Genomic DNA, 25,461 nt, shown 5'->3' with positions numbered 1-25,461 from the left:
CTCGGTCACTCGTAGGTCCTCGTCTTGAGCTCGACGTACTCGAAGGTCAGATCCTCCTTGAGCAGGTCCCATTCCCCGACCCGGTTGAACGCCCATGCGGCGACGTAGGAGAAGTCGTCGTCGCGACGCTGCGGCTCGCCATTCTCCGTCTGGTACTCCTCGCGGAAATGCCCGCCTGCGGACTCGTCGCGGTGCAGCGCGTCGATGCACATCAGCTCGGCGAGCTCGAAGAAATCGGCGACCCGCCCCGCCCGCTCCAGCGCCTGGTTGAGGGTCTCGCTGGTCTGGGGGAGCACCCGCAGGTCGTTGCGGAACTCGTCGCGCAGTCCCCGGATCTCCGCGACCCCCTTCTCCAAGCCGGGGCGGCTGCGCATCATCCCGCAGTGCTCCCACACGATCCGGCCGAGCTCCCGGTGGAACCACGCCGCCGAACGGGTGCCCTTGAGCGCGATGAACCGGTCGATCTGGTCGCGGATCGCCCGTTCGGACCGCTCGAACTCGGGATGGTCGGTTGGGACGGGGGCCTCTCCCAGCAGCGGTGCGAGGTAGTCCCCGATCGTGGTCGGGATGATGAAGTAACCGTCGGCCAGGCCCTGCATCAGTGCGCTGGCACCCAGCCGGTTGGCACCGTGGTCGGAGAAATTCGCCTCACCGATCGCGTACAGACCCGGGACCGTGGTCGACAGGTTGTAGTCGACCCACAGGCCGCCCATGGTGTAGTGGGGCGCCGGGTAGATCCGCATCGGGACCTGGTAGGGGTCGTCACCGGTGATGCGCTCGTACATCTGGAAGAGGTTGCCGTAGCGGTCGGCGATCGTGTCGCGCCCCAGACGCCCGATGGCGTCGCCGAAGTCGAGGTAGACGCCGTTGTTGAGCGGACCGACCCCGCGTTCCTGGTCGATCATGCGCTTGGCCGCGCGGGACGCGACATCGCGCGGGACGAGGTTGCCGAACGCCGGGTACATGCGCTCCAGGTAGTAGTCGCGTTCGTCGGCGGGGACCTGGTTGGGTGGCCGGTCGTCGCCGGGATCCGCCGGGACCCAGATCCGCCCGTCGTTGCGGAGCGACTCGCTCATCAACGTCAGCTTCGACTGGAACTCCTCCGACTGGGGGATGCAGGTCGGGTGGATCTGGGTGAAGCAGGGGTTCGCGAACAGCGCGCCCTTCTTGTGCGCCCGCCAGATGGCGGTCGCGTTGCTGTTCACGGCGTTTGTGGACAGGAAGAAGGAATTGGAGTAGCCGCCCGTGGCCAGGACGATCGCGTGTGCGGAGTGGGAGGTGATCTCGCCGGTCAGCAGGTCGCGAACGACGACGCCGACGGCGCGGCCGTCCACCACGACCACGTCGAGCATCTCGTGACGGGTGTGCAGCCTCACCGTGCCGGCGTCGACCTGCCGCAGCATCGCCTGATAGCAGCCCAGCAGCAGCTGCTGACCGGTCTGCCCACGGGCGTAGAAGGTCCGCGACACCTGGGCGCCACCGAACGATCGGGTGTCCAGCAGCCCGCCGTACTCGCGGGCGAACGGCACACCCTGCGCCACCGCCTGGTCGATGATCTCCAGGCTGAGCTGCGCCAGCCGGTAGACGTTCGCTTCACGCGAGCGGTAGTCACCCCCCTTGACCGTGTCGTAGAACAACCGCCAGATCGAGTCACCGTCGCTGCGGTAGTTCTTGGCCGCGTTGATGCCGCCCTGCGCCGCGATCGAGTGCGCGCGACGCGGGGAGTCGTGGTAGGTGAAGGCCTCGACGTTGTACCCGAGCTCACCCAACGTCGCGGCAGCGGATGCGCCGGCCAGGCCGGTGCCGACCACGATGATCGTGAAACGACGCTTGTTCGCCGGGTTGACCAGCTTGATGTCGAACCGGTGGTTGTCCCACTTGTCGTGCAGAGGTCCGCGTGGAATCCTGCCGTCGAGCACATCACCGGACGCGCCCGGCTGTGACATCGACCCCGGCGGTTGATCCGGCGACCGCGTCGGCAGCTCGGACGGGGCGTCCTCGGAGATCGGGCCGGCGGGCCGGTGACGTTCCGAGGACGGGGGACGGCTGGGCTGCTCGCTCATCGCACGAGTCCCCCCAGCACCGCGATCGGGAACGACACGTTACCGACGCCGATCACGACCGCGAACGTCACCGCGAAGCCGTTCCGCCAGCGGTTGAAGCGAGGTGCGTTCCATCCCATGCTCTGGAACAGGCTCCACGCTCCGTGGTAGATGTGGTAGGCGAGCGCGATGTTGGCCGCGATGTAGAACAGCGAGACCGGCCAGCGCGAGAAGCTGACGACCACGTTGTCGTACACCTCTCCGCGGTCGAACCCGGGGTTGGCGAACCCCCACGTCAGGTCGGCGAGGTGGAACACCACGAACAGGCCGACGATGACCCCGCTCCAGCGCATGGTCCGCGCCGCGAAGTTCGCCGCGACGTAGTCGCGTCTCGACTGGTACGGGACCGTGCGCGCTCGCCGATTCATCACCGTCAGCGCGTAGCTGGCGTGGACGTGGAAGACGAACGACGCGATCAGCACCGAGCGCATCATCCACAGGAACACGGTCTCGGGCAGCGCCGGAACCATCAGCCCCCGGAGCCACTCCGCGTAGTGGTTCATCTCGTCCTCGCCCACGTACAGCTTGAAGTTCCCGATCATGTGGGCGAGGACGAACGCCAGGAGCACGATCCCGGTCAACGCCATGACGTACTTCTTGCCGAGAGCCGACCGGTACAGCTCCAGCAGCCAGAAGGAGCGGCGGCTGCGGCGCGGTTGTTTCCTCGGCGCTCGCCGCGTCGGGTCGATGCGCGCCGATTCGGTCGGCGTTGGCGTCGGCATCGATCTTCTCCTGCGGCGGCGCGACGAGGCTAGCAACGCCGCCCTGGCGGCCGATCAGCCGCGATGCGCCCGGGGCGGTCGGCTGCCACCATGGACGCGCACCCGAGCGGGAGCCCACGGTGGTCGAGCTGCGCGACGCGATGACCCCCTTCGAGGCGGTCAACTACTTCTTCGAGGAGGCCGCGGACGTCGTCGGCCTGCGCGCTGCCGTCCGTGACGCGTTGCGCGGCACCTACCGCGAGCTGCGCGTGCAGGTCCCGGGCCGCCGCGACGACGGGGCCGTCGACCTGTACGTGGGCTACCGGGTGCAGCACAACGGTGCGCGCGGGCCGTACAAGGGCGGCCTGCGGTACCACCCCAGCGCCCACATCGAGGAGGTGCGCGCGCTGGCGTCGCTCATGACGTGGAAGACCGCCCTGGTGGAGCTGCCGTTCGGAGGCGCCAAGGGCGGGATCGAGGTGGATCCCACGGGGATGTCAACGCGGGAGCGGGAGGGGATGACGCGGCGCTACACCGACCAGATCAGCCACATCATCGGCCCCAACCGTGATATCCCGGCTCCGGACGTCAACACCAACGCGCAGGTCATGGCGTGGATCATGGACCAGTACGGCCGCAGGATGGGTCACACCCCGCAGATCGTCACGGGGAAGCCGATCGCGCTGGGTGGCTCCTACGGCCGTGAGGCTGCAACCGGCCGTGGGGTGGTGGCCCTCACCGACGAAGCCGTCCGCGACGCGGGTCTGAGCGGGTCGCTGACGGTGGCGATCCAGGGCTTCGGCAACGTCGGGTCGTGGGCCGCGCGGCTGGCGCACGACGCGGGGTACCGGGTCGTGGCGGTGTCCGACGCCGCCGGTGGCGTCTTCCACGGTGACGGCCTGGACGTGGACAAGCTCCTGGACGAGGTTCGAGACAGCGGTTCCGTGGCGAACTTCCCCGGCGGGGAGCCGCTCGACCGCCCCGACGACGTGCTGTTGCTCGACGTCGACATCGTGATCCCTGCCGCCCTCGGGGAGGTGATCACCGCCGACAACGCCGACCGTGTGCAGGCGAAGCTGGTGGTGGAGGGCGCCAACCATCCCACCACCCCGGCCGCCGACCGCATCCTGGCTGACAACGGGATCACCATCATCCCGGACATCCTCGCCAACGCCGGTGGCGTGACCGTCTCCTACTTCGAGTGGGTGCAGAACGTGCAGGAGTTCCGCTGGGACGAGGACGAGGTCAACGCCCGGCTGCACAAGCGGCTCACGCGCGCGTACCACGAGGTCCGTGACTTCGCCGAGCGGAAGGGGGTGTCCCCGCGCCAGGCAGCGTTCGCGCTCGCGGTCGACCGAGTCGCCGAAGCCGCGACGCTACGCGGCTACATCTGACGCGGGCTCACCACGCCGGCGAGGTGTCCTGCTGGGGTGCCGCCAGCGCCACGTCGGTCCACCGCTCGCCGACCGGGGGGACCAGCCCGACGGCGTCCTTGGCTGCGGCGAGCGTCGCGGACGCCACCTCGTGAGCTTTGTCAGCTCCGACGGCGAGCAGTCCCTGCAGCTGCACGAGGTCGCTGGCCAGCTGCTGGTAGCGGTCCTGGACGGGCCGTAGCAGCTCGACCACCGCTTCGGCGACTTCCTTCTTGAACTCCCCGTATCCACGGCCGGCGAAGCGTTCCTGCAGCGACGCGACGTCTTCGCCGGTCACGGCGCTCATGAGGTCAAGCAGGTTGGTGACGCCCTGCTTGGTGGGGGCGGCTCGGATCTCGCTCCCGCTGTCGGTCACCGCAGCCATGACCTTCCGCGTGATCTGCTTCGGCGTGTCGGTGAGGTTGATCGTCCCCTTGGGGCTGTCGAGGGACTTGGACATCTTCTTGTCGACCAGCTGAAGGTCCATCACCCGCGCCCCGGCCTTGGGGATGGCGGCGTTCGGGATCGTGAACACGCTCCCGAAACGATGGTTGAAGCGCTGGGCGAGGTCGCGGGTGAGCTCGATGTGCTGTCGCTGGTCCTCGCCCACGGGGACCTCGTCGGCCTGATACAGCAGGATGTCGGCTGCTTGCAGCACGGGATAATCGAACAGCGCAACGCTGACGAACTCCCGCCCCGCCGATTTCTCCTTCCACTGCACCATGCGGTTCAGTTCCCCCATGGACGCCACGCAGTTCAGCAGCCACTGCAGCTCCGCGTGCGCGGGGACGTGGCTCTGAAGGAAGATCGTCGAACGGCGCGGGTCGAGTCCGGCGGCGAACAGTGTGGCCGCCAGGCGCAAGGTGTCCTCGCGCAGTTGTGCCGGATCGTGCGGCACCGTCATGGCATGCAGGTCGACGATGCAGAAGAAACCGTCAACGCGGTCCTGGTCCTCGACCCAGCGGCGGACGGCTCCGAGGTAGTTGCCGACGTGGAGTCCCCCGGTCGGCTGGATCCCCGACAACACGCGTGTCACAGGATCTCCTGTCGTCAGACGGTCAGGAAACCACAGGTCCCCGCGGTTGGCGAAAGATCGTCCGTCCACCAGACTGCACGATGACGGGCCGATGCGACGGACACGACGCTGCGCCTCGAGTCGCGTCGGTTGGTTGATCCGTCGCCAGGACCTCACCGTGAAAATCCCAACATGCGCGCTGATCCTCGCCGCCCTCGTGGTTGCCGTGTCCGCGTGCGGGAACGGGGACGGCTCCAACGAAGCCATCACCTCGCCGGGCCCGACAGCACCCACGACACAACCCACGGGGTCGCCGTCGCCGACCACGGATGGGCCCTCCCCGTCTGGGACCCAGGGCCCGTCGCCGGCCGGGACGCACGCGCCACCGATGGTGCCCGGGCCGGCCACCACAGCAGCCGCGACGCAGGACCCCGACGGTTCGATGCTGGTCGTCACCGACGTCCGTGTCAGCGGGCACGACGCCTTCGACCGACTCGTCTTCGAGATCGCGGGGCAGGGAGACGTCGGGTGGCGCATCGAGTACGACGACGACCCACGCTCGCAGGGCTCGGGCGACCCCGTCTCGATCGAGGGTGACGCGGTGTTGAGGATCGCGCTGACCCACATCGCCTACCCCGGCGATGCACCGGCTCAGCCGCGCCAAGGTCCCGAGCGGCTCCGGCCCACGGACACCGACGTGGTCGTCGAGATCCTCGACGATGTCCTCTTCGAGGGGCGCCAAGAGTTCTTCGTCGGGCTCCGGGACGTCCGCCCTTACCGGGTCGCGCGCCTCGACGACCCCCAGCGGCTCGTGATCGACATCGAGACCCGTTGAGTCGGTCACCGGCGTGAAACCGGTTGCGTCGACGACGGACGCGGCTCAGCGCCAACGCGCCCGACCGGTGGCCGCCACCGCGTCACCCAGGAACGCCGCGCCCACCACCTGCGCGCCGAGCCGGTCGAGGAACGGGACACCGAGCGCGGTCACCCGTGCGGGGCGCGACTGGGCGCCGCTGATGCGGACCGGGACCTCGGCCAGGCGCCCGCCACGGGCCACGACCGCCACGCCGGGAGCCACGTCGTCGACACCCCTGGCGGTGGAATCGGTCTCCAGCTGCAACCGCACGGAGCCTGCCGATCCCCGCGCCAGCCACTGCCGTTCGGTCGCCCGCAGCTGCAGATCCACGCGCGACAGCTGCAGCTCCGTCAGCCAGTGCATCGCCGCCGCCCCGAAGGTGCCGTCCGCCCAGCCACGCAGGTAGGTCGCCACGCGCTCACCGCTGTTGTCGACCGCCTCGGCCTGCAGCACGACGGTGGGGCTGGCCGGCAGCCCCAGCGCCCGTGGCAAGCCAGCGATGCGCGCCCGTCGGGTCACCGCCCCGAGGAGGATGATCCGCGCCCGCCCGTCGCGGCGCGACGGCACGAGGCCCGGGGGCAGCAGCGGGGCGACACGTGACGGATCACAAGCCAGTTCGACCGCGACCAGGTGGCCGAGCTGGGCGGTGAACGAGACCGGGTGCAGGGGGACCAGCGCACGGACCGCCCGGCGGACTGCCGCCTCGGCGGCGGGCTGGGTGCGGCGGGACGTCGCCAGCTGCCAGCCGAACCCGACGGCGAACGCGACGAACAAGCCGACGCTCACGCCGACGATCGGGCCGAACCAGTGCGGCACCGCCACCAGGCCGACGCCGCTGACGATGGCGGCGGCGAACGCCGCGAGGCCCACCAGCCGCACCAGCGGGTGCAGACGGCGCCCCGCCGTCCGGACCAGCGCCAGCCCCACCACGCCGTAGACCACGTTCCCGCCCAGGCCGCTCAACGCCAGCGCGGTCCACTCGATCGCCAGGAACGCCCCGATGGCGCCTTCGGCTGCGGCCGGCGCGACCGCGGGGAGCGCTGCTCCGAGCAGCGCGAACGCGACCAGGTCGGCCGCCACCGCCACCGATGCGACCGCGACCGCGACCGGCCGCCACTGCGGGGGCGCGCGCTCGGCGAGGAGCACCAGGATCGCGAGCAGCCCCAGGCTGGCCAGCCCCCACGACGCCCACGCCAGCGGCCACCCAGCTCCGGCTGCCACGACCGCCGCAGCGCGGTCGGCGACCGGGCCGGCCCCCGCCGAACCATCCGCGAGGGCCGCGCCCGTGAGCGTCGACGCGAGCAGGTTCGCACCGGCGGCGCTCCACGCCAGCAACGACGCGATCCCGGCGCCGCCGACCAGCCCCACAGCCGCCCGCACCGCGTCACGCTGGGCGACGACCGCCCAACCGGCCAGCCCCAGGACCGCTCCGGCGACGCCTGCTGCGGGGACCGCCCACAGCAGCGCGCCCAACAGCAGGTCGGGGAAGCCGTGACCGACGCGGATCTCGACCGGGGCGAGCACGTCGGGGAACAGCGACACCCCCACGGCGGTGACCGCCGCCGAGACGAGCCCCACCGCCGCTCCCTGCGTCAACGGACGCAACCGCCGCCCCCGAGCGACGGCCAGCGGCAGCAGACGAGGGCCGACCGCCGCGGTGGTGATCCCGCCGATCGCCGCAAGCGCCAGGACGCCCGTCCAGCGCACATCCAGCGCCGGCGCCGCGACCTGCGGTCCGATCAGCGCCGCGAGCAGCATGCCGAGCGTGCCCGCGACGAGCCACCAGGCGTTGGTCCGCAGGCGGACGGCGGTGTCCACGCAGGCTCCTGTACCCGGTTGCGACCTGTGACGCTAGTGCACGTCCCGACAGCCGACCTAGAGCAGGTCGGCGACCACGTCGCGCTCCTCGCGCAGCTCTGCAACCGACAGATCGATGCGTTCCCGGGCGAACTCCGACAGTTCGAGGTCATCGACGATGTCGTAGTTGCCATCCCCGTCGGCGCGAACGGGGAAGCTGCACATCAGTCCCTCGTCGACCCCGTACGAGCCGTCCGACAGCACCGCCATCGACTCCCAGTGGCCGTGCGGGGTCGGCGTCCCGCCGAGCCAGTCACCGATGTGGCCGACCACGGCGTTCGCGGCGGACATCGCCGAGGACTGCCCGCGCGCGTCGATGATGGCGGCGCCCCGCTCCTGCACCGTGGGGATGAACGTCTCCACGAGCCAGTCGCGGTCGTTGATCACGTCGGCTGCGGGTTGTCCGCCGATGCGGGCGTGCTCGAAGTCGGGGAACTGCGTCGCGCTGTGGTTGCCCCAGATCGCAACGTGGGTTACCTCGGTGACCGGCACGTCGCCCTTGTGCGCCAGTTGGGCGGTGGCGCGGTTCTCGTCGAGACGGGTCATGGCGGTGAACCGCTCGGGCGGCACTCCCTCGGCGTTGGACTGCGCGATCAGCGCGTTGGTGTTCGCCGGGTTCCCGACGACCAGGACCCGCACGTCGTCGGCGGCCACGGCCGCGATCGCCTCGCCGTGCCCGGCGAAGATCGGCCCGTTCTCGCGGATCAGATCCTGGCGTTCCTGGCCCTTGCCGCGCGGTTTGGCTCCCAGGAGCAGGACCACGTTGGCACCGTCGAAGCCGTCATGAGGGTCGTCGCTCAGCTCGATCCCCTCCAGGAGCGGCAAGGCGCAGTCCTCGAGCTCCATGGCCACGCCACGCAGTGCACCCATGGCCGCGGGGATCTCGACCAGTTGCAGGACGACCGGCGTGACCCCGCCGAACATGTCTCCCGATGCGATCCGCGGCAGGAGCGCGTAGGAGATCTGGCCGGCGGCTCCTGTGACGGCGATCCGGATCGGCCGGGCCATCGCGACGCTCCTGTCGTGTGGTTGGTGTCGCGGCCAGCGTAACCAGGCGGCTTTCGCCGCGGCCTCGTCAACCTGGCGGGTCAGCCGGCAGCCCCGTCGGCGATCGCCCGCCCGGCCAACGCCTCCGGTAGGTGGAGCCGCACCGCCTTGTGCGTGGCGATCTCGATGCAGGCGACGTCGCGGCGTGGGGGTCGTGACCTTCGTACAGCGTGATCGTCACCTGACCTTCGTACAGCGTGATCGTCACCTGCGGTCGCCGGTGTCGACCTCGATCCGGTCCAGGACGGAGCACGGCTCGACACCGGACGTGTCGAAGATCGTCACGGTCTCTCCGGCGTCGGGGCGTCACGGCCGGCGTGGCAGCCCGTGCCGCGCCCGGGCCGCCTCGAGCGTGTTCTGCAGCAGCATCGTCACCGTCATCGGTCCGACCCCGCCCGGGACCGGCGAGATCGCGCCGGCCACCTCCTTGACCCGGTCGAAGTCGACGTCGCCGACCAGCCTGCCGTCTTCGAGCCGGTTGATGCCGACATCGATCACCACCGCCCCGGGGCGCACCCAGTCGGCGAGCACCAGCCGTGGGACCCCCACCGCCGCGACCAGCACATCGGCTCGGCGGCACTCACCGGGAAGGTCCTTGGTGCGCGAGTGGGTCTGAACCACCGTCGCGTCGACGCCCTTGCTCGACAGCAGCACCGACAGCGGCCGGCCCACGAGGATCGAGCGGCCCACGACGACCACTCGTGCGCCGACCAGGTCGACCTGGGCGTCGCGGAGCATCTCCAGGATCCCGTAGGGGGTACAGGGCATGAAGGTCGGGTCGCCGGCCAGCAGCCGCCCCGCCGACTCGGGATGCAACGCGTCGACGTCCTTGGCCGGGTCGACCGCCTCCTGGATGGTGGTCGGCCCGATGCTCAGCGGGAGCGGCAGCTGCACCAGGATCCCGTCGATGGCGTCGTCGGCGTTGAGCAGCTCGATCACCTCCAGCAGCTCCGGCTCGGTCGTGGCGGAGTGGAGCTCGACCTGCCGGCTGGCGATGCCCACGGCCTGGCATGCGCGGTGCTTGGCGTCGACGTAGACCTTCGAGGCCGGATCGTCGCCGACCAGGACCGCGGCGAGGCCGGGGGTGATGCCGTGGTCGCGCTCGAGCGCGGCGACCTCGTCGGCGATGCGTGCGCGTTGGCGTTGGGCGAGGTCCCGCCCGTCGAGCACTCTGGCGGTCACGGTCCCTCCTGTCGCGGGCGGGTGAGCGGCTGCTGCGAACGGCGCGAGCGGTCGGCTCGGCAGTGATCCGCCTGGCGCTCAATGACGGAAGTGTCGCCGGCCGGTGAGGACCATCACGAGGCCGTGCTCGTCGGCTGCGGCGACGACCTCGTCGTCGCGGACGGAGCCGCCGGGCTGGATGATCGCCACGACCCCGGCTGCGGCGGCGGCGTCCGGGCCGTCACGGAACGGGAAGAACGCGTCGCTGGCCAGCACCGCACCGGCGCTGCGATCCCGCGACTTGTCCACCGCCAGCCGGACCGCGTCAACGCGGCTCATCTGGCCGGCGCCGATGCCCACGACCTGCTGGTCGCGGACGACGACGATCGCGTTCGACTTCACGTGTTTGGCCACCGTCCACGCGAAGCTCAGATCCGACATCGTGGCGTCGTCGGCGGTCGCGCTGCTCACCGTCCGCCACTCGTGCCGCGCCGGCGGTGCGACGTCGGCGTCCTGGACGAGCAGGCCGCCCGCGATGCTTCGGACCGCAGCGGGCGGGGCGCCGGGGAGCTCGGGGTCGTCGCGGACCACGGCCACCGCCGGCCGCACGATCTCCAGCACGCGCAGGTTCGCCTTGGTGCCGAGCACGTCCAACGCGTCGCCGTCGTACCCGGGGGCGACCACGACCTCGGTGAACACCGCGGCGATCAGCTCGGCGGTGGCCGCGTCGACCCGGCGGTTGGCGGCCACGATCCCCCCGAAGGCCGACACCGGATCACCTTCCAGTGCCCGCTGGTAGGCGGTCGGAAGGTCGTCGGCGAGCGCGACCCCGGCTGGGTTGGTGTGCTTGATGATCGCAACGCACGGCCGGGGGAACTCGTTCACGATCGCCCATGCCGCATCGGTGTCGAGCAGGTTGTTGTAGGACAGTTCCTTGCCGTGGTGCTGGACAGCGGACGCCAGGCCCCACCGGTCCTGCGACGAGTCGGCGTAGTAGGCGGCGCGTTGGTGCGGGTTCTCGCCGTACCGCAGCACCTGGACCCGCTCGAAGACGGGCCCGTACTGCACCGGGAACGGCTCGTCGCGCTGGAACCACGCCGCGATGGCCGCGTCGTAGGCGGCGGTGTGACGGAAGGCTTTGGCCGCGAGCTGGTGACGCGTCGTGGCGTCCAGCCCGCCGTGGTGACGCAGTTGGCTCAGCAGCACCGTGTCGTAGTCGTCGGGGTCGACGACCACCGTGACCCCGGCGTGGTTCTTGGCGGCGCCGCGCACGAGCGTCGGTCCGCCGATGTCGATCATCTCCGCGACCGCGGCGTCGGCCGCGCCGGCCGCGACCGTCTCGCGGAACGGGTAGAGGTTGACGACGACGAGGTCGACCGGGTCGATCCCGAGCTGGTCGAGCTGCGCGAGGTGCTCGGGCTTGGAACGGTCGGCGAGGATCCCCGCGTGCAGCCGCGGGTGCAACGTCTTGACCCGGCCGTCAAGGCACTCGGGGAAGCCGGTCACGGCTGCCGCCTCGGTGACGGCCACCCCTGCGGCGGCGATCAGTCGCGCGGTCGACCCGGTCGACACGATCGCGATGCCGAGCTCCGCCAGGCCGGCGGCGAGCTCGGCCACGCCGCGCTTGTCGTGCACGCTGATCAACGCCCGGCGCACCGGTGGGTGTTGCGGCGAGGTGGTCACGGGATCCTCTCGGCGTCGGCCAGATCGAGTGTCGTGAGCGCGCGCGCGTCGACGGCCGGCAGGATCCGGGTGCGGCGGCCCTCGATCCGGACGCGACCGTGGCAGACCAGCTTCACGGCGGCCGGCAGCAGGTCGTGCTCCACGTCCTTGATGCGCTCGTGGAGCGTGGTCACGTCGTCGTCCTCGCGGACCTCGACGGGCCGTTGGGCGATGATCGGGCCGTGATCGACGTGCTCGTCGACGATGTGCACCGTGGTGCCGGTCACCTTGACCCCGTGGGCGAGGGCGTCTCGGACGCCGTGGGCGCCAGGGAAGGCGGGGAGCAACGACGGGTGGACGTTGACGACCGCCTGCGGCCAACCAGCGAGGAAGGCCGGTGACAGCAGCCGCATGAATCCGGCGAGGACCACCACGTCAGGCCGGTGCTGCTGAAGCCGCCCGACCAGGGCTCGCTCCCAGGTCGGCCGGTCGGAGTGGGCATCGACGGCCTCGACCACGGTCAGGATGCCGCGCTGGCGAGCACGTTCCAGTCCGAGACAGCCGGGACGGTCGCTCCCGACCACGACGACCTGCCCCCCGAACGTCGCGTCCCGGTCGATCGCATCGACCAGGGCCATCAGGTTGGTCCCGGATCCCGAGACGAGCACCGCGATGGGGCGCGCTCGCGTGGTCGGGTCCGACACGTGCGTCTCCGGGCTGGCGGGAGGCCGAGCGTAGTGGCGCGCGCGATTCGGAGCGCCGACACGCCGACGCCTCTACCATCCGCCGCGTCGACCGACCTGGAGGCGCTCGGTGCGTCGGGGCAGACAGCTCGCCGGCCTGCTGCTGGCCCTGCCACTGCTGGCATCCCCGTCGCTGCTCCTGGGATCCGGCGACCGCTCGGGCGCCGGCACGTCCACGACGGCGGCGGCTGGACAGGTCGGCGCGACCGGCGAGTGCCCTCAGCGGGCCAGCACCGTCCGCGCGGTCGACCGGGTCGCTGGGCCAGACCGGTACGCCACCTCGGCGTGCGCCTCGAAGGCGGCGTTCGCCGGTGTCGCACCGGCGGTGGTGCTGGCTCGCGGCGACGACCACGGCGGCTGGCCTGACGCGCTGGCCGGGACCGTCCTGGCCGACGCGGTCGGCGGCCCGGTCCTGCTCACAGACCCCCAGTCGCTCCCAGTCCCCACCCGCGACGAACTGCGTCGGCTGCGCCCGCTGGAGGTGCTGGTCCTCGGCGGTCCCGCAGCGGTGAGCGACGCGGTCGTGGCCGAGGCGGCCGCGGCGGCACCGCAGGCGACGCTGCGTCGCGTCGCGGGCGAGGACCGCTTCGCGACCGCCGTGGCGGTGTCACGTGAAGCGCGAGCCGGCGGCACCGCGTTCGTCGTGAACGGCTTCCGCCCCGCCGACGCTCTGGTGGCCGGAGCCCCGGCGGCTCGGGCCGGCGCGGCGCTGCTGCTGGTCGACAGCGACGTCGTCCCCGACGTCACCGCCGACGCTCTGAACGGGGTGGAACAGGTCGTGGTCGTCGGCGGGTACGGCGTGGTGTCCGACGCAGCGGAGGCGCGTCTGGCCGACCTGGTCGGGCGTGACCGGATCCGTCGGGTGTCCGGCGGGGATCGCTTCGAGACAGCCGCTTCGGTGGCGCGCGCGTTCCCGGTGGACGGTCGCATCCACCTGGCCAACGGCGCCGACCGGCACCTGGTCGACGCCATCGGCGCGGGGTGGTCGGCCGCGCGCCCCGGCGGGGGCGTCGTGCTGTACGCCGAGCGGGACCGGCCTGGCCACGGCACCGACCGCTACCTGCGCCTGGGCGGGCTGACCCCGACCGCGCTGGTCCGGCTGGTGGGCGGCCAGGCCGTCCTGTCCGCCGAGCTGGTGGCTGCCCTGGAGGCCCGTTACCAGGAAGCCACGGTCGGTGGGCCGGCGCCGCAGCTGCGTGGAACCTGGGTGCACCTGTTCGATGAGGCGTTGAAGTCGCCGCGCTCGATCGACCGGGTCCTGGACGCCGCCGCGGCCGCGAACCTCAACACCGTGATCGTCGAGGTCGCGCGCCGACAGGACGCCTACTACACCTCGCAGGTCCTGCCGCGCACGAACGACCCCACGATGCCGGCCGGCTTGGACCTGCTGGCCCGCCTGTTGCCGGCGGCGCGCGACCGGGGACTGGCGGTCCACGCGTGGGTCCCGACGCTGCCGGCGTGCCACCCCACGGCGTACGACTGCGCCAACCTGCCCGCCGACCACGTCTGGCGCCTCCACGGGCCCGGAAGCGGCGACGACTGGGCCACCTACGACGTCGAGGGCCGTACCGACCGTGACACCTTCGCGCTGGACCCCGGCCACCCCGCCGTGCAGGACCACGCGGTGGCGGTGTACCGGGAGATCGTCGAGCGCTACGCCGTCGACGCGGTCCACCTCGACTACCTGCGCTACCCGGGCACGTGCCGGCGCGGCGACGGCCGCCTGGTCGAGGCGTGCTACGGCTACAACCCGACCGCCGTCGCCCGGTTCAACGACCAGCTCGGCCGCAGCGGACCGCCCGCACCCGACGATCCGGCGTGGCTGGACTGGCGCCGGGCCCAGACCCGGCAGCTGGCTGCGCGGATCACCGAGGCGGTCCACGCGGTGCGTCCCGACGTGGCGGTCACCGCCGCGGTGATCGCCTGGGGCGAGGGTCCCCGCGACGGGCGACGCTTCGCCGACACGCCCGCGTACCGCTGGACGCTGCAGGACTGGCCGTCGTGGGTCGCGGACGGCCTGGTCGACGCCGTCTTCCCGATGGCGTACTTCGACGAGGCCCGCTGGCCGGGGTACTTCGCGCAGTGGACCGACTTCGCGGCGGGGATCGCTGGAGCATCCGACGGGATCGTGGCGGTCGGGCAGGGAGCGTTCCTCAACCCACCGTCGGCGTCGCTGCGACAGCTCGAACACGCGCTGTCCGCAACCGACGGTGCGGTGGTGTACTCGGCGCAGCAGGACGAGAGGAACCCGCCGTTCGGCGGGGTGTTCGCCGGGCTGCGTGACGGGCTCTTCGCCGAGCCGGCGCCGGCACCGTCGCTGCGCTGACGGCGTGCGCGGAGACCTGGCGCTACAGGTTCGGCTGCTGGCGCGACCACGGGGCGTGCTGGGGATGGCCGCCGTGCTGGCCGGCGCCGCAGCGACCGTCGCGGTGTACCTGCCCTGGTACGAGGTCCGCGCCACCGTGGCCATGCTCGGTCATGCCCGTGCACGCACGGTCGCCGCGCTGCCCGGGTGGCAGGCGCAGCCGTGGGTGTGGACGGTCGCCGCCCTGGCCGTCGTCAGCGTCGTGGTGGGCCTGTCGCTGGCGGTCGACCGGCCAGCCCGATCGGCGTCGAAGGTGCTGATCGTGGTCGCCGTCGGCATCGCCGCGATCAGCGCCGCCAGTGCGGTGCTCCGCCCGCCGCAGGGGCGCTTCCGCGGCCAGCAGCAGTTCGACGAGCTGCACGCGGTGATCTCCGCGGTGCCCGCAGACGTCACCGTCCGCTTCAGCGTGCACCCGACGACCGGCCTGTGGGTGGCGCTGGGGGCGGCGGCGGTGCTGCTCACGTCAGCGTTGAGCACCGGCGAGGAGTGACCGCCATGCGGCTGGGTGTCGACGTCGGCGGGACCTTCACCGACCTGATCGTCGACGACGGCGAACAGCTGCGTGCCGCGAAGGTCCCTTCCACCCCGCGCGACCAGACTGACGGGGTCCTGGCCGGCCTCCACCGCCTCGGACTGGACGCCAGCCGCCTGCGACGGTTCGCCCACGGAACGACCGTGGCGACCAACACGCTGCTGGAGCGCGACGGTGCCCGCACGGTGCTGGTCGTGACCGCCGGGTTCCGGGACCTGCTGGAGATCGGCCGCCAGGACCGCCCGTCGCTGTACGACCTCAGCGTCGACCGTCCGCCGCCGCTGGTCCCACGCGGCCTGGTGGTGGAGGCGACGGAGCGGCTGTCGGCCGACGGGACCGTGATCACCGCCCTCGATGACGCCGACGCCGTGGCGGCCGCCGTCGTGGACCTCGAGCCGGAAGCCGTCGCGGTGTGCCTGCTGTTCTCCTTCCTCGACGACCGCCATGAGCGGGCCGTGGCCGACGCGTTGGGGACCCGCGCGCCGGACCTGCCGGTCAGCCGCTCGAGCGACGTGCTGCCGGTCGTGCGCGAGTACGAACGAGCCAACACCACCGCGCTGAACGCCTACGTCACGCCCCGACTGGGCCGCTACCTCGCCACCCTCGAGGGGGCGCTGCACGAACGCGGGCTGCGCTGCCGGTTGGAGGTGATGCGGTCCGCCGGCGGGACCTTCGCCGCGACGGTGGCATCCCGCTACCCCGTCCACACGTTGCTGTCCGGCCCGGCCGCCGGGGCATTCGGTGCAGCGGCGTGCGGCCAGACCGCCGGACACGGCGACCTGGTCGCCTTCGACATGGGTGGGACATCGACCGACGTGACGCTGATCGAGGCGGGCCGACCGACGACCACCTCGCAGGGAGCGATCGGAGGCCTGCCGTTCGCGGTCACCACTACCGACATCCACACGGTCGGGGCGGGTGGCGGGAGCATCGCGTGGCGCGACGCTGGTGGGTCGCTGCGGGTCGGACCACGCTCAGCAGGGGCCGACCCGGGACCGGCGGCGTACGGGCGGGGCGGCAACCAACCGACCGTCACCGACGCCCACGTGGTGCTCGGCCGCCTCGACCCGGACGCCGCTCTGGGAGGGACGCTGCGGCTGGACGCCGACGCCGCCCACGACGCGGTGGGCCGGCTGGCCGCCCGCCTCGACCTGTCGGTGCGGGACTGCGCCGACGGCATCGTCCGCGTGGCGGACGCAACGATGGTGCGAGCGCTGCGGGTGGTGTCCGTGGAGCGCGGGAAGGACCCCCGCCGGTACGCGCTGGTCGCCTTCGGCGGGGCGGGGCCGCTGCACCAGGGGACGTTGGCCCGCGAACTGGGCTGCTCACTGGTGATCGTCCCGCCCCACGCCGGCGTCCTGGCAGCCTTGGGGCTGCTGGCCGCCCCGATCACCGCCGAGGCGGTCCGCACCCGCCTGGCCGTCCTGGACGAGCTGGCCACCGACGAGTTGGCGACCGCGTTCGCCGAGCTCCAGCGCCAGGCCACGGCGGCACTCGCCGAGCAGGACGTCGCCGCCGAGCACGTCACCCGCCGCGCTGACTGCCGCTACCGCGGCCAGTCCCACGAGTTGGAGGTCGCCGTCACCGATCACCATCCGCAGGCGTTGGCCGCCGGCTTCCACGATGCTCACCGCGAGCGGTACGGCTACGCCCAGCCCAGCGAGCCGGTCGAGGTGGTGACCTTGCGGGTCCACGCCGAGGGACCCACTCCGCTCCTGCCTCTGTCCGAGATCGGGCACGGCGACGGTCCCGACGCCGCGCAGCTGGGCGCGCGCCCCGTCGTGATCGACCGGCGACCGCGGACGTGCCCCGTCTACGCGCGCGACCGGCTGGGGCGGGGCGACCGTCTGGAGGGCCCGGCGGTGGTGGCCGGCGTGGACACCACCTGCCTGCTGCTGCCCGGCCAGGTGGCCGAGGTCGATCGGTTCGGGAGCCTGCTGATCCGCGGCTGACCCGGCCGTCGCCACCTACGACGTGATCGCCTCCGCGATGCTGCGGGCGTCGTCGAGCCGGTCCGCCTCCACGAAGACCCGCACGCCCCACTCACCGGCGAACACGAACCGGGAGAAGCGGCCGCTGCGCTTCTCCCAGTGGACGATCCCGGTACGATCGAGCGCCTCGAGCAGCTCGTCGGCGTGCTCGTCGGTGTACTGGCCGAGGTAGGTGGTGCGCATGGCGGGCAGTATGGCCCAGCGGCCGCCCGTGAACGTCACGCGTCAGCACACCGCGGCGGCCAAGGTCGCGATGCGCGAGGAGCAACTGTGGACCCCGTCACGCTGGAGGTGACCCGCAACGCCCTGGTGGGGATCGCCGAGGAGACGGGCGCGGCCCTGCGACGCACGGCCTACTCGCCCAACATCAAGGAACGGGCGGACTGCTCGACGGCGCTGTTCGATCCCGACGGAGCGATGGTCGCCCAGGCCGAGCACATCCCCGTCCACCTGGGCGCGATGCCCGCCTCGGTCGCCGCAGCCCTCGAGAGCTTCGGCGCGCTGGCCGAGGGCGAGCAGGTGCTGGTGTCCGACCCGTTCGCCGGTGGGACGCACCTGCCCGACTGGACGCTGGTCGCGCCGGTATGGAGCGGTGACCGGTTGCTGGGGTTCGTCGCGACGCGGGCTCACCACGCGGACGTGGGAGGCGCGGCGCCAGGCAGCATGCCGGCCGGGGCAACCGAGATCTTCGCCGAAGGTCTGCGCATCCCACCGATCAAGCTGGTGCGCGGCGGGGAGGTCGACCGCGACCTGCTCGCCCTGCTCACGACCAACTCGCGGACCCCACGGGAACGCACCGGGGACCTGCGCGCCCAGGTCGGCGCCAACCATCTCGGGGCCCGGCGGGTGCGCGAGCTGGCGGCCCGGCTCGGTGACGGCGATGACGCCGCAGGGATCGATCTCCTGCTCGAGGCGATGAGCGCGACCCAGGACCACGCCGAGCGGGCGGTGCGCGCAGCCGTGTCACAGCTGCCCGACGGGACGTACCGCTTCGAGGACGTCCTCGACGACGACGGCATCGGCGACCAACCGATCCCGATCCGCGTGGCGGTCACCGTCGACGCCGACCGGATCACGATGGACTTCGCGGGGACGGCGCCCCAGTGCGACGGGCCACTCAACGCGCCGGTGGCGGTGACACGGTCGTGCTGCTTCTTCGCGCTACGCGCGGTCGTCGCCCCCGGCGTGCCCGCGAACGCCGGCGGCTGGCGGCCGCTCGAGGTGCGCGCCCCCGAGGGCTCGTTGGTCGATCCGCGACCTCCCGCGGCGGTCGCGGCCGGGAACGTCGAGACGTCGCAGCGGATCGTCGATGCGCTGTTCGGGGCGTTGGCACAGGCGGTCCCCGACCGGGTCCCGGCCGCCTCGCAGGGCACGATGAACAACACGCTGCTGGGTGGGACCGACCCGCGGACCGGCGAGGCGTTCGCCTACTACGAGACGCTGGCCGGCGGCCAGGGCGCACGTCCCCACGCCGACGGGATGAGCGGCGTGCACACCCACATGACCAACACCAAGAACACCCCGATCGAGGCGTTCGAGCTGGCCTACCCGGTGCGGGTGGTCGAGTACCGGCTGCGCGACGGGTCGGGCGGGACAGGACGCTTCCGCGGCGGTGACGGGCTCCGCCGCACCCTGGAGGTGCTCGGCGAGCGGGCGACCTGCTCGCTGGTGACCGAGCGGCGACGGCGCGGCCCGTGGGGACTGGCGGGCGGGCACGACGGCGCACCCGGCCGTAACCGCGTGGTCCGCCGCAGCGCCGACGGCCACGACGAGGAACGCGACCTGCCCGCCAAGATCACGTTGATCCTGCACCGCGGCGACCGCATCGTGGTCGACACCCCTGGCGGTGGTGGGTTCGGGGCGCCGTCGTAGAGCCCCCCGCTCCGCCCAGGGCGGGGGCACCGCTTGCGCCGCCTAGACTCTCACCGCGACGGGGGGGAGGAGACGCGTTCGTGCCGCGGATCGAGGCGTGGGAGCCGTTCGAGGCCGGCGCCAGCACCACCAAGCTGGTACGGACCTTGAGCGGCGATCCGCACGAGTGGCTCCCGCAGCCGGCGACCGACCGTGGCCCCGGCCACTGGGCGGTCGAGGTCCGCGCCGGACCGGCGTCGCGCCTGGCGACGTGCATGGTCGGCGAGCCGCACGGCGACGAGCACTCGGTCCGCCGCCACATCCGCTGGCGCGCCGACCCCGAGCCCGAAGACGAGCACATGCAACGGGCGCTGCCATCCTTCGACGGCTACCTCACCTTGCGGTCGCGCGACGGCGATTGGCCCGAACTGCGCCTCGAGGGTGACTACGCCGCACCGACGGGTTCGATCGGTGCGGCGTTGGGGCCCAGCCAGCAGCACGCCCTGGCCGCAGCCGCTGCCCGCGGTTTCCTCCACGACGTGTTCGCCAAACTGATCGGTGACGACCGAGCCTGACCGTCGGGCCCCCACGACCGGGCTCGCCTGCTGTGACCGGTCCTACTCCGAGATGCTGGCCGCCCCGTCGGAGGTGTCGGCGTCACCGACCGGAGCTGCAGACCACGAGTGGGCGTACCCGGGTCGGTCCAGCTCGCGTGCCAACGGCGTCAGCCGGAGCGGATGGAAGGTGTCGCACATCACCGCGAGCTCGTCGGTTGACGTCGCACCGAGCGAACGCTCCGCCAGCCCCGGCTGCGGACCGTGCGGCACCCCCGACGGGTGCAGGGTGACCGAGCCGACGTCGACGCCCTCCCGGGACCCGAACGTGCCTGCCACGTAGTAGATCATCTCCTCGGAGTTGAGGTTGGCGTGGCTGTAGGGGATCGGGACCGAGTCCGCGTGCCAGTCCAGCGGCCGGGGACAGAACGAGCAGATCACGAAGTTGCGCCCCTCGAAGGTCTGGTGGACCGGTGGCGGGGCGTGGACCTTCTTCACGATCGGTTCGAAGTCGGCGATGTTGAACGTGTACGGGTAGAGGTAACCGTCCCACCCGACGACGTCGAACGGATGGTGGTCGAGGACGTAGCGCTGCAGGCCGCCGCCGACCCGGACGTTGACCACGAACTCGCCCCGCTCGTCGTGGGTGCGTAGCTCCGTCGGGGGGTGCACGTCGCGGTTGGAGAACGGGGCGTGCTCGAGTAGCTGGCCGTACTCGTTGCGGTACCGGCGGGGGATCTCGATCAGCCCCGGCGAGGTGAAGACGAGGTAACGCTGGGGTCGCCGATCGTCGGGACGGAACCGGTAGGTGATGCCCCGCGGGACCACGATGTAGTCGCCGGGCACGTAGGGCAGGTCTCCCAGCACGGTCTCGACGGTCCCGCCCCCCTCATGAACGAAGATGACCTCGTCGGCTTCGCCGTTGCGGTAGAAGTCGCCCATCGGCTCGGCGGCCCGGCACAGACCGATCTCCACGTCCTGGTTCCACATCAGCAGCCGGCGTCCGCTGATGGCGTCACCGGCTTCCGGCAGCGTCCAGGTGTCGAACAGGTGGTGGGCGTGGGCGTCGGGGATCCACTCGTCGCGTTGCAGTCGACGGAACGCGCCGATGTGCTTGACCCGCACGGGGGTGTCAAGGTGGTAGAGGATCGAGGACGCCCCGGAGAACCCCTCGACGCCCACGACCTGCTCGGTCAGCAACCGCTCGCCCTGCCACAGCTGGGTGTGCCGCTTGCGCGGGATGCGTCCGCGCACCTGGTACATGACCATCCGCGCACACTCCTGGTCGGCTTGCGGGTCCCGCAGCGCTGCGGTCGGCGGGACGAGGATGGCACAGTCGGGCACGCCCGGCAGCACGCGTCCGGTCCGCGCACTTCACCGCCGCAGCGGCGGCGACGGCGGTCCTTCGACGACGCGGTTGGCGATCGCGCCGAGCGCCTCGACCGTGAGGGTGACATCGTCGCCCGGCTGCAACCACGGGTAGGGGTCGGCGCCGTGGACGAGCGCCAGCTCGAGGATGCACCCGCCGGGGGCCGTGCCCGAGCCGATCACGTCGCCGGGGCGGATCCAAGCCCCCCGAGAGGCGTACGCGACGAGCTCGCCGAACGACCAGTACAGGTCCGCGCACGACGTCCGGGTGTACTCGCGACCGTTGACGGACGCGGTCATGGTCAGGGCGTAGCCGCGGCCGACGGCGTAGGGCTCGAGCTCGTCGGGGGTGACCAGGAACGGGCCGAGGGTGGTGGCGAAGTCCTTGCTCTTGGCCGGGCCGAGCTGCGAGCGCATTTCGCCGCGTTGCAGGTCACGGGCACTCCAGTCGTTCATCACCGTGAAGCCGGCGATGTGGCGGGCAGCCGCCTCCGGGTCGAGGTCACGGCCGGGGAGGCCGACGATCGCGGCGACCTCCAGCTCGAAGTCCAGCGCGTGCGAACCGGGTGGGACGGCCACGTCCGCATCCGGGTCCACGATCGCGTGCGGGTTGCTGAAGTAGAACGCCGGCCGCCGGTACCAGTCGGGGTCCATCTCCACGCCGCGGGCCCGCCGAGCGGTGCGCACGTGCGCCTCGAACGCGGAGAAGTCGCGCACGGACGGGGGGTCGGGGATCGGGGCGCGGAGCTGGACGTCGGCCACCGCGACGTCCTCGGCGGGGTCCTGCCCGGCGCGGTGGCCCGCCTCCGCCAGCGCCTGCGGGCCGTCATGGAGCAGCCCCAGCAGGGACACGCCGGGCGGGAGCCCGCTGATGCGGCCGTCGATGACGAGCCCGACGCGGTCGGGACCGTCCGTGTCGTGGCGGTAGGTCGCCCACCTCATGGGTCCTCCGATCGCGGCTTGTAACATCATCACCGAGGACAGGCCGCCCGTCGCTGGCGACGGGGAAGTAGCGACGGTGCGTCGTCCTCGTCAGCGGGCGTGGCGGAACGGTTGACGCAGGGCGCTTAAACCGCCCCGGGGTTGCGACCCCATGCAGGTTCGAATCCTGTCGCCCGCACTTGTCTTCCGGCACGGGCGCGACGACGCGCCGGTGCGTCAGCTCGCACAGGTGGACCTCTCCGCGGACAGGCCGCCGTGCAGCCAGCGGTCGACGACCTCGATGAAACGATCCGGGCATTCCAGCTGGGGGACGTGGCCGATGTCGGTGAAGACCTCCAGCTGCCAGTCGGGGCGGCGCCCGGCGAGGTCACGGGCCACTTCGACGGGAACCAGGCGGTCCCGATCGCCCTGGATGATCAGGGCTGGCGCTTCGATCGCCTCGATCATGTCGGCGACGCGCCGGCGGCCGACCATCCGCGCCACCAGGGACCGGGCCGACTGCAGGAAGCAGCGGCGGCTCCACGGTTGCAGGATGCGCTCGTGGGCCATCTCCACGTGCGCCTCCCACGCCTCGTCGGCGATGCGCGACGCGTCCACGCTGCACAACCTCAAGGCCTGCTCGACGAGGCCTTCGGGTCGGAGCCTGCGCCTGCGCCAGGACAGGAAGCGGTCCGCCAGCCCAGGGATCATGTACACCGCGAACATCCCCAGCACCAGGGGATCCCGCGGCACGATCTGCTCGCGCGGCAGCGCCGCCCCGACCAGGATCAGGCCGGCGACCAGCTCGGGGGTCGAGGCAGCCACGGTCAGCGCCACGTACCCGCCCATGGAGTTGCCGGCGAGCACCGCCGGCTGGTCGAGGTGGCCAAGGTAGCGCTGCACGAGACGGCGGTGGTCGACGATGCGTGCGCGCCGGCCGACCGGTGGGGTGAGGCCGTGGCCGACGAGGTCCAACGCGACCACGTGACGGTGTTCCGCCAGGCGCTCTCCGACCGAGATCCAGTTGGCGTGGGATCCCCCGAGGCCGTGCAGCAGGACGATCGGCTGACCGCTCCCGCCGAAGTCGACGACGTGCAGGGGTCCGTCGCGTCGGAGGGTTCGATGCTGCACGCTTGCGACTCTACGCCGCGCTCCGGTCGCGGCCGCCCCGCGACGTCACCGCCGCAGCCCGCTGCGCGGAGGTCGTCGACGTGTCCGGGCCACACGTCACACCAACCGCACCAGGGGGCCGCGGCCGAACACCGTGACCGGCTCGACGTCCGCGCGGCGCCACACGTCCGCGGGGACGCCCAGGTCGGCCAGGTACAGGTCCCCCACGTACGCGCGGTAGGCGGGGTCGAGCAACGCCGCCTTGGCGGCTCCCAGCGTGATCGTGACGTCGGCGCTGACGCAGGGCCCGACCACGCCCGCGTCGGGGTGGAGCCCGCTGGGCAGGTCCACGGCGACGACCGGGACGTCGTGGCGTTGCAGCCAGGTGATCGCCGCGGCGACGGCTCCGTGCGCGGGTGGGCGCGCGCCCACCCCCAGCAGCGCGTCGACGACGACGTCGCCAGCGGTGGCGCCCTCGCCGAACGGGGCGACCGCCACGCCGGCGGTGCGCAGCACGTTCAACTGGTCCGGGACACGAAGCGCCCCGGTCAGCCAGACTGCGACGTGGGCACCGGCCGCTGCCAGCAGCCGGGCGGCGGCCGCCCCGGCGGCGCCGTTCCCACCCGGCCCGGCCAGGACGGTCACCGCCACACCCGAGACGTCCCCGCCCGCCAGCTGACGCACCGCCTCGGTCACCGGCCGGGCGGCGTGCTCGAGGACCTGTGCGAAGGAGACACCGGCGTCGTCCTGCAGCAGCCGGACCACCTGGCGCGCCTGCCGGGAGCCGACCACCGGCACAGCCGCCGCGGCCACCTCCGGGATCCCCTGCAGCCGCAGTGGTGGCTGCCACGACGGGAAGTGCTCCCAGGGACGCACCTGGCAGTCACGGCCGAGGTCGGTCGGCCGGCGGCCGCCAGCCCAACCCGGGCTGACCACGTCGAGGAGCGCCGCGACCAGCATCGCGGTCGCCCCCCACAGCAGGTCGTCATCGAGCTGCCACGCCCACGCCGCACCGCGTTCGGAGAGCGACACCCACCGCAGCCGCTCGTCCTGCACGAGGGTGACCAGAGGAACGTGCAGCACCTCGTCGACCTCCCAGGGGTTGGGGTCGAGCCGATGACGGTCGCGCCACCAGCCCACCACGGGGACCACCCAGAACCGCGACGGCGGGATGTAGAACGTCGGGGCGGTGCCGAAGATCTCGACCGACTCGGTCCGCAGGGCGATCTCCTCGCGGGCTTCACGCAACGCCGCCTGCTCGAACGTCTCGCCGGTGTCGACCCGCCCGCCGGGGAACGACAGCTGGCCGGGGTGGGAGCGCAGATCCCGACGCCGCCGGGTCAGGACCACGCCGGGTCCTCGGTCGGTGCTCTCGAACAGGGCCAGCACCGCTCCGACCCGAGCATCCGGCGGCGGACGTGACGCGTCGTCAGGCACGCGAGCGATCGCGTCGCGCAGCCGCTCCTGGAACGCGTCGACGCCCACACGGCCGTCCAGCGGTGACCTCCTCGAGGGCTTCAGCGACGCACGGCCTCCCAGCAGAGGATGTCGTGCAGGCGCACGTCGGACAGCTCGGCCCCCAACGCAGCCGGCTCGTTGCAGGTGGCCAGGTTCGCTCGCAGGTCGTCCCACAGGTGGCCCGCCGCGAGGATGTCGTCGCGGATCGCGACCCAGTACAGCCGACCACGCCGCCCCCGACGACCCTGGTCGCGCAACCGTCGCGACGCCTCCGTGGCCGCGTCCTTGTACAGCTCCAGCAGACGCCCGTCCAGCAGCGGGAACAGGTGGCGTCGCTTGAGGTGCAGGACGCGGTGGATCTTCCCGATCGCCAACTCACGCAGCCGACCGCGGTAGAAGTGGCCGTAGAGCTCCTCGGCCGCGTCGTACAGACCGCCCTCCTCGTCGGGGTCCGCCGCGGCGAGCGTCGCGCCAGCCGGGACCAGGTGCCACGGCGCCGAGCGGCCACGGTCGAGGAAGAACTGCAGCTCCATCCCGTCGACGCGCAGCTTGGTGTACTGGGTGGCGAGGACGTCGCGGGCGGTGATGCGGTCGGGGTGTTGCTGGGTGTGCAGGTCGTAGCCGCGGACCGTCTTGTCGTGCTCGGTGAGCCACCGCACGACCGCGCCGTGGGGGTTTTCGACGCGCACGTCAGCGATGTCGACCGCCATGGGAGCCTTCGGGTCGGGGTCGCAAGGGTAGAGCTCGCCGCGCCG

Annotated in this window: 21 protein-coding genes and 1 tRNA gene; 8 read left to right on the top strand and 14 right to left on the bottom strand. The window is 72.2% G+C overall.

The window, feature by feature from the left end; translation table 11 throughout:
- Positions 1-5 precede the first annotated feature (5 nt).
- Both KY462_04715 and KY462_04710 read right to left on the bottom strand, forming a co-directional pair.
- The gene (locus KY462_04715; protein MBW3577035.1) at positions 6-1,946 is read right to left on the bottom strand and encodes a fumarate reductase/succinate dehydrogenase flavoprotein subunit; all 1,941 of its coding nucleotides are present in this window, start codon (positions 1,944-1,946) and stop codon (positions 6-8) included.
- Between the two features lie 113 nt (positions 1,947-2,059).
- On the bottom strand, positions 2,060-2,824 hold the full coding sequence (locus KY462_04710) for a succinate dehydrogenase cytochrome b subunit (GenBank protein ID MBW3577034.1): 765 nt from the start codon (positions 2,822-2,824) through the stop codon (positions 2,060-2,062).
- Positions 2,825-2,964: 140 nt separating this feature from the next.
- Here KY462_04710 and KY462_04705 point away from each other — a divergent pair, with 140 nt between their 5' ends.
- Entirely contained in the window at positions 2,965-4,197 is a 1,233-nt protein-coding gene (locus tag KY462_04705; GenBank protein MBW3577033.1) for a glutamate dehydrogenase, read from the top strand.
- A gap of 7 nt (positions 4,198-4,204) precedes the next feature.
- Here the strand turns inward: KY462_04705 and trpS are convergent, their stop codons facing one another.
- Entirely contained in the window at positions 4,205-5,497 is a 1,293-nt protein-coding gene (gene trpS, locus KY462_04700) for a tryptophan--tRNA ligase (protein MBW3577032.1), read from the bottom strand.
- Between the two features lie 121 nt (positions 5,498-5,618).
- On the opposite strand from trpS, the gene KY462_04695 reads away from it, so the two are divergent.
- Positions 5,619-6,065, top strand: coding sequence for a hypothetical protein (locus tag KY462_04695; GenBank protein MBW3577031.1), 447 nt, complete (start codon positions 5,619-5,621; stop codon positions 6,063-6,065).
- A 45-nt stretch (positions 6,066-6,110) separates the two neighbouring features.
- On the opposite strand, the gene KY462_04690 is transcribed toward KY462_04695, so the two are convergent.
- The 5 genes from KY462_04690 to purN form a co-directional block, all read right to left on the bottom strand.
- Positions 6,111-7,904, bottom strand: coding sequence for a DUF2071 domain-containing protein (locus KY462_04690; protein MBW3577030.1), 1,794 nt, complete (start codon positions 7,902-7,904; stop codon positions 6,111-6,113).
- A 57-nt stretch (positions 7,905-7,961) separates the two neighbouring features.
- Positions 7,962-8,951, bottom strand: a complete 990-nt coding sequence (locus KY462_04685) for a malate dehydrogenase (protein MBW3577029.1) — start codon at positions 8,949-8,951, stop codon at positions 7,962-7,964.
- Between the two features lie 345 nt (positions 8,952-9,296).
- Entirely contained in the window at positions 9,297-10,172 is an 876-nt protein-coding gene (folD, locus tag KY462_04680; GenBank protein ID MBW3577028.1) for a bifunctional methylenetetrahydrofolate dehydrogenase/methenyltetrahydrofolate cyclohydrolase FolD, read from the bottom strand.
- Between the two features lie 78 nt (positions 10,173-10,250).
- The gene (purH, locus tag KY462_04675; protein MBW3577027.1) at positions 10,251-11,834 is read right to left on the bottom strand and encodes a bifunctional phosphoribosylaminoimidazolecarboxamide formyltransferase/IMP cyclohydrolase; all 1,584 of its coding nucleotides are present in this window, start codon (positions 11,832-11,834) and stop codon (positions 10,251-10,253) included.
- The gene (gene purN, locus KY462_04670) at positions 11,831-12,451 is read right to left on the bottom strand and encodes a phosphoribosylglycinamide formyltransferase (protein ID MBW3577026.1); all 621 of its coding nucleotides are present in this window, start codon (positions 12,449-12,451) and stop codon (positions 11,831-11,833) included. The genes purH and purN overlap by 4 nt, the downstream gene beginning before the upstream one ends.
- Before the next feature lie 175 nt (positions 12,452-12,626).
- On the opposite strand from purN, the gene KY462_04665 reads away from it, so the two are divergent.
- The 3 genes from KY462_04665 to KY462_04655 are packed head-to-tail and all read left to right on the top strand — an operon-like array spanning position 12,627 to position 17,405.
- Positions 12,627-14,882 (top strand): cell wall-binding repeat-containing protein, encoded by a 2,256-nt coding sequence (locus KY462_04665; protein ID MBW3577025.1) that lies wholly within the window; start codon positions 12,627-12,629, stop codon positions 14,880-14,882.
- A gap of 4 nt (positions 14,883-14,886) precedes the next feature.
- Positions 14,887-15,411: a hypothetical protein gene (locus tag KY462_04660; GenBank protein ID MBW3577024.1), complete on the top strand. Its 525-nt coding sequence runs from the start codon at positions 14,887-14,889 to the stop codon at positions 15,409-15,411.
- A gap of 5 nt (positions 15,412-15,416) precedes the next feature.
- Positions 15,417-17,405, top strand: coding sequence for a hydantoinase/oxoprolinase family protein (locus tag KY462_04655; GenBank protein MBW3577023.1), 1,989 nt, complete (start codon positions 15,417-15,419; stop codon positions 17,403-17,405).
- A 15-nt stretch (positions 17,406-17,420) separates the two neighbouring features.
- Here the strand turns inward: KY462_04655 and KY462_04650 are convergent, their stop codons facing one another.
- Entirely contained in the window at positions 17,421-17,666 is a 246-nt protein-coding gene (locus KY462_04650; GenBank protein MBW3577022.1) for a hypothetical protein, read from the bottom strand.
- Positions 17,667-17,714: 48 nt separating this feature from the next.
- Between KY462_04650 and KY462_04645 the strand changes: the two genes are divergently transcribed.
- Complete coding sequence (locus KY462_04645) at positions 17,715-19,316, top strand: hydantoinase B/oxoprolinase family protein (GenBank protein ID MBW3577021.1); 1,602 nt, start codon at positions 17,715-17,717, stop codon at positions 19,314-19,316.
- 80 nt (positions 19,317-19,396) lie between these two features.
- Positions 19,397-19,870: a hypothetical protein gene (locus tag KY462_04640; protein ID MBW3577020.1), complete on the top strand. Its 474-nt coding sequence runs from the start codon at positions 19,397-19,399 to the stop codon at positions 19,868-19,870.
- Positions 19,871-19,912: 42 nt separating this feature from the next.
- Here the strand turns inward: KY462_04640 and KY462_04635 are convergent, their stop codons facing one another.
- Both KY462_04635 and KY462_04630 read right to left on the bottom strand, forming a co-directional pair.
- A complete protein-coding gene (locus KY462_04635) occupies positions 19,913-21,118 on the bottom strand; it encodes a homogentisate 1,2-dioxygenase (GenBank protein MBW3577019.1) in 1,206 nt (401 codons plus the stop codon).
- A 105-nt stretch (positions 21,119-21,223) separates the two neighbouring features.
- Positions 21,224-22,159 carry a fumarylacetoacetate hydrolase family protein gene (locus KY462_04630; protein ID MBW3577018.1) on the bottom strand — a complete coding sequence of 312 codons (936 nt, stop codon included), beginning with the start codon at positions 22,157-22,159 and terminating at the stop codon, positions 21,224-21,226.
- A 93-nt stretch (positions 22,160-22,252) separates the two neighbouring features.
- Here KY462_04630 and KY462_04625 point away from each other — a divergent pair.
- Positions 22,253-22,337, top strand: a tRNA-Leu gene (locus KY462_04625).
- A gap of 38 nt (positions 22,338-22,375) precedes the next feature.
- Here KY462_04625 and KY462_04620 read toward each other — a convergent pair.
- The 3 genes from KY462_04620 to KY462_04610 all read right to left on the bottom strand — a co-directional run bounded on the left by KY462_04620 (position 22,376) and on the right by KY462_04610 (position 25,416).
- Positions 22,376-23,269: an alpha/beta hydrolase gene (locus KY462_04620; GenBank protein ID MBW3577017.1), complete on the bottom strand. Its 894-nt coding sequence runs from the start codon at positions 23,267-23,269 to the stop codon at positions 22,376-22,378.
- A gap of 96 nt (positions 23,270-23,365) precedes the next feature.
- Positions 23,366-24,733 (bottom strand): NAD(P)H-hydrate epimerase, encoded by a 1,368-nt coding sequence (locus KY462_04615; GenBank protein MBW3577016.1) that lies wholly within the window; start codon positions 24,731-24,733, stop codon positions 23,366-23,368.
- A 32-nt stretch (positions 24,734-24,765) separates the two neighbouring features.
- Positions 24,766-25,416, bottom strand: coding sequence for a hypothetical protein (locus tag KY462_04610; protein ID MBW3577015.1), 651 nt, complete (start codon positions 25,414-25,416; stop codon positions 24,766-24,768).
- Between the last annotated feature and the right edge of the window lie 45 nt (positions 25,417-25,461).

The organism is Actinomycetota bacterium (assembly GCA_019347675.1).
Classification (GTDB): Bacteria; Actinomycetota; Nitriliruptoria; order Nitriliruptorales; family JAHWKO01; genus JAHWKW01.
The sequence above is the reverse complement of the archived record's forward strand: the minus strand, read 5'-3'. Positions and strand labels throughout refer to the sequence as shown.

Coding starts and splice junctions, on each gene's coding strand:
- KY462_04715 (MBW3577035.1), bottom strand. CDS start 1,946: ATGTCACAGCCGGGCGCGTCCGGTGATGTGCTCGACGGCAGGATTCCA.
- KY462_04710 (MBW3577034.1), bottom strand. CDS start 2,824: ATGCCGACGCCAACGCCGACCGAATCGGCGCGCATCGACCCGACGCGG.
- KY462_04705 (MBW3577033.1), top strand. CDS start 2,965: ATGACCCCCTTCGAGGCGGTCAACTACTTCTTCGAGGAGGCCGCGGAC.
- trpS (MBW3577032.1), bottom strand. CDS start 5,497: ATGGCTTCGTTGGAGCCGTCCCCGTTCCCGCACGCGGACACGGCAACC.
- KY462_04695 (MBW3577031.1), top strand. CDS start 5,619: ATGGTGCCCGGGCCGGCCACCACAGCAGCCGCGACGCAGGACCCCGAC.
- KY462_04685 (MBW3577029.1), bottom strand. CDS start 8,951: ATGGCCCGGCCGATCCGGATCGCCGTCACAGGAGCCGCCGGCCAGATC.
- purN (MBW3577026.1), bottom strand. CDS start 12,451: ATGGCCCTGGTCGATGCGATCGACCGGGACGCGACGTTCGGGGGGCAG.
- KY462_04655 (MBW3577023.1), top strand. CDS start 15,417: ATGCGGCTGGGTGTCGACGTCGGCGGGACCTTCACCGACCTGATCGTC.
- KY462_04635 (MBW3577019.1), bottom strand. CDS start 21,118: ATGGTCATGTACCAGGTGCGCGGACGCATCCCGCGCAAGCGGCACACC.
- KY462_04630 (MBW3577018.1), bottom strand. CDS start 22,159: ATGAGGTGGGCGACCTACCGCCACGACACGGACGGTCCCGACCGCGTC.
- KY462_04610 (MBW3577015.1), bottom strand. CDS start 25,416: ATGGCGGTCGACATCGCTGACGTGCGCGTCGAAAACCCCCACGGCGCG.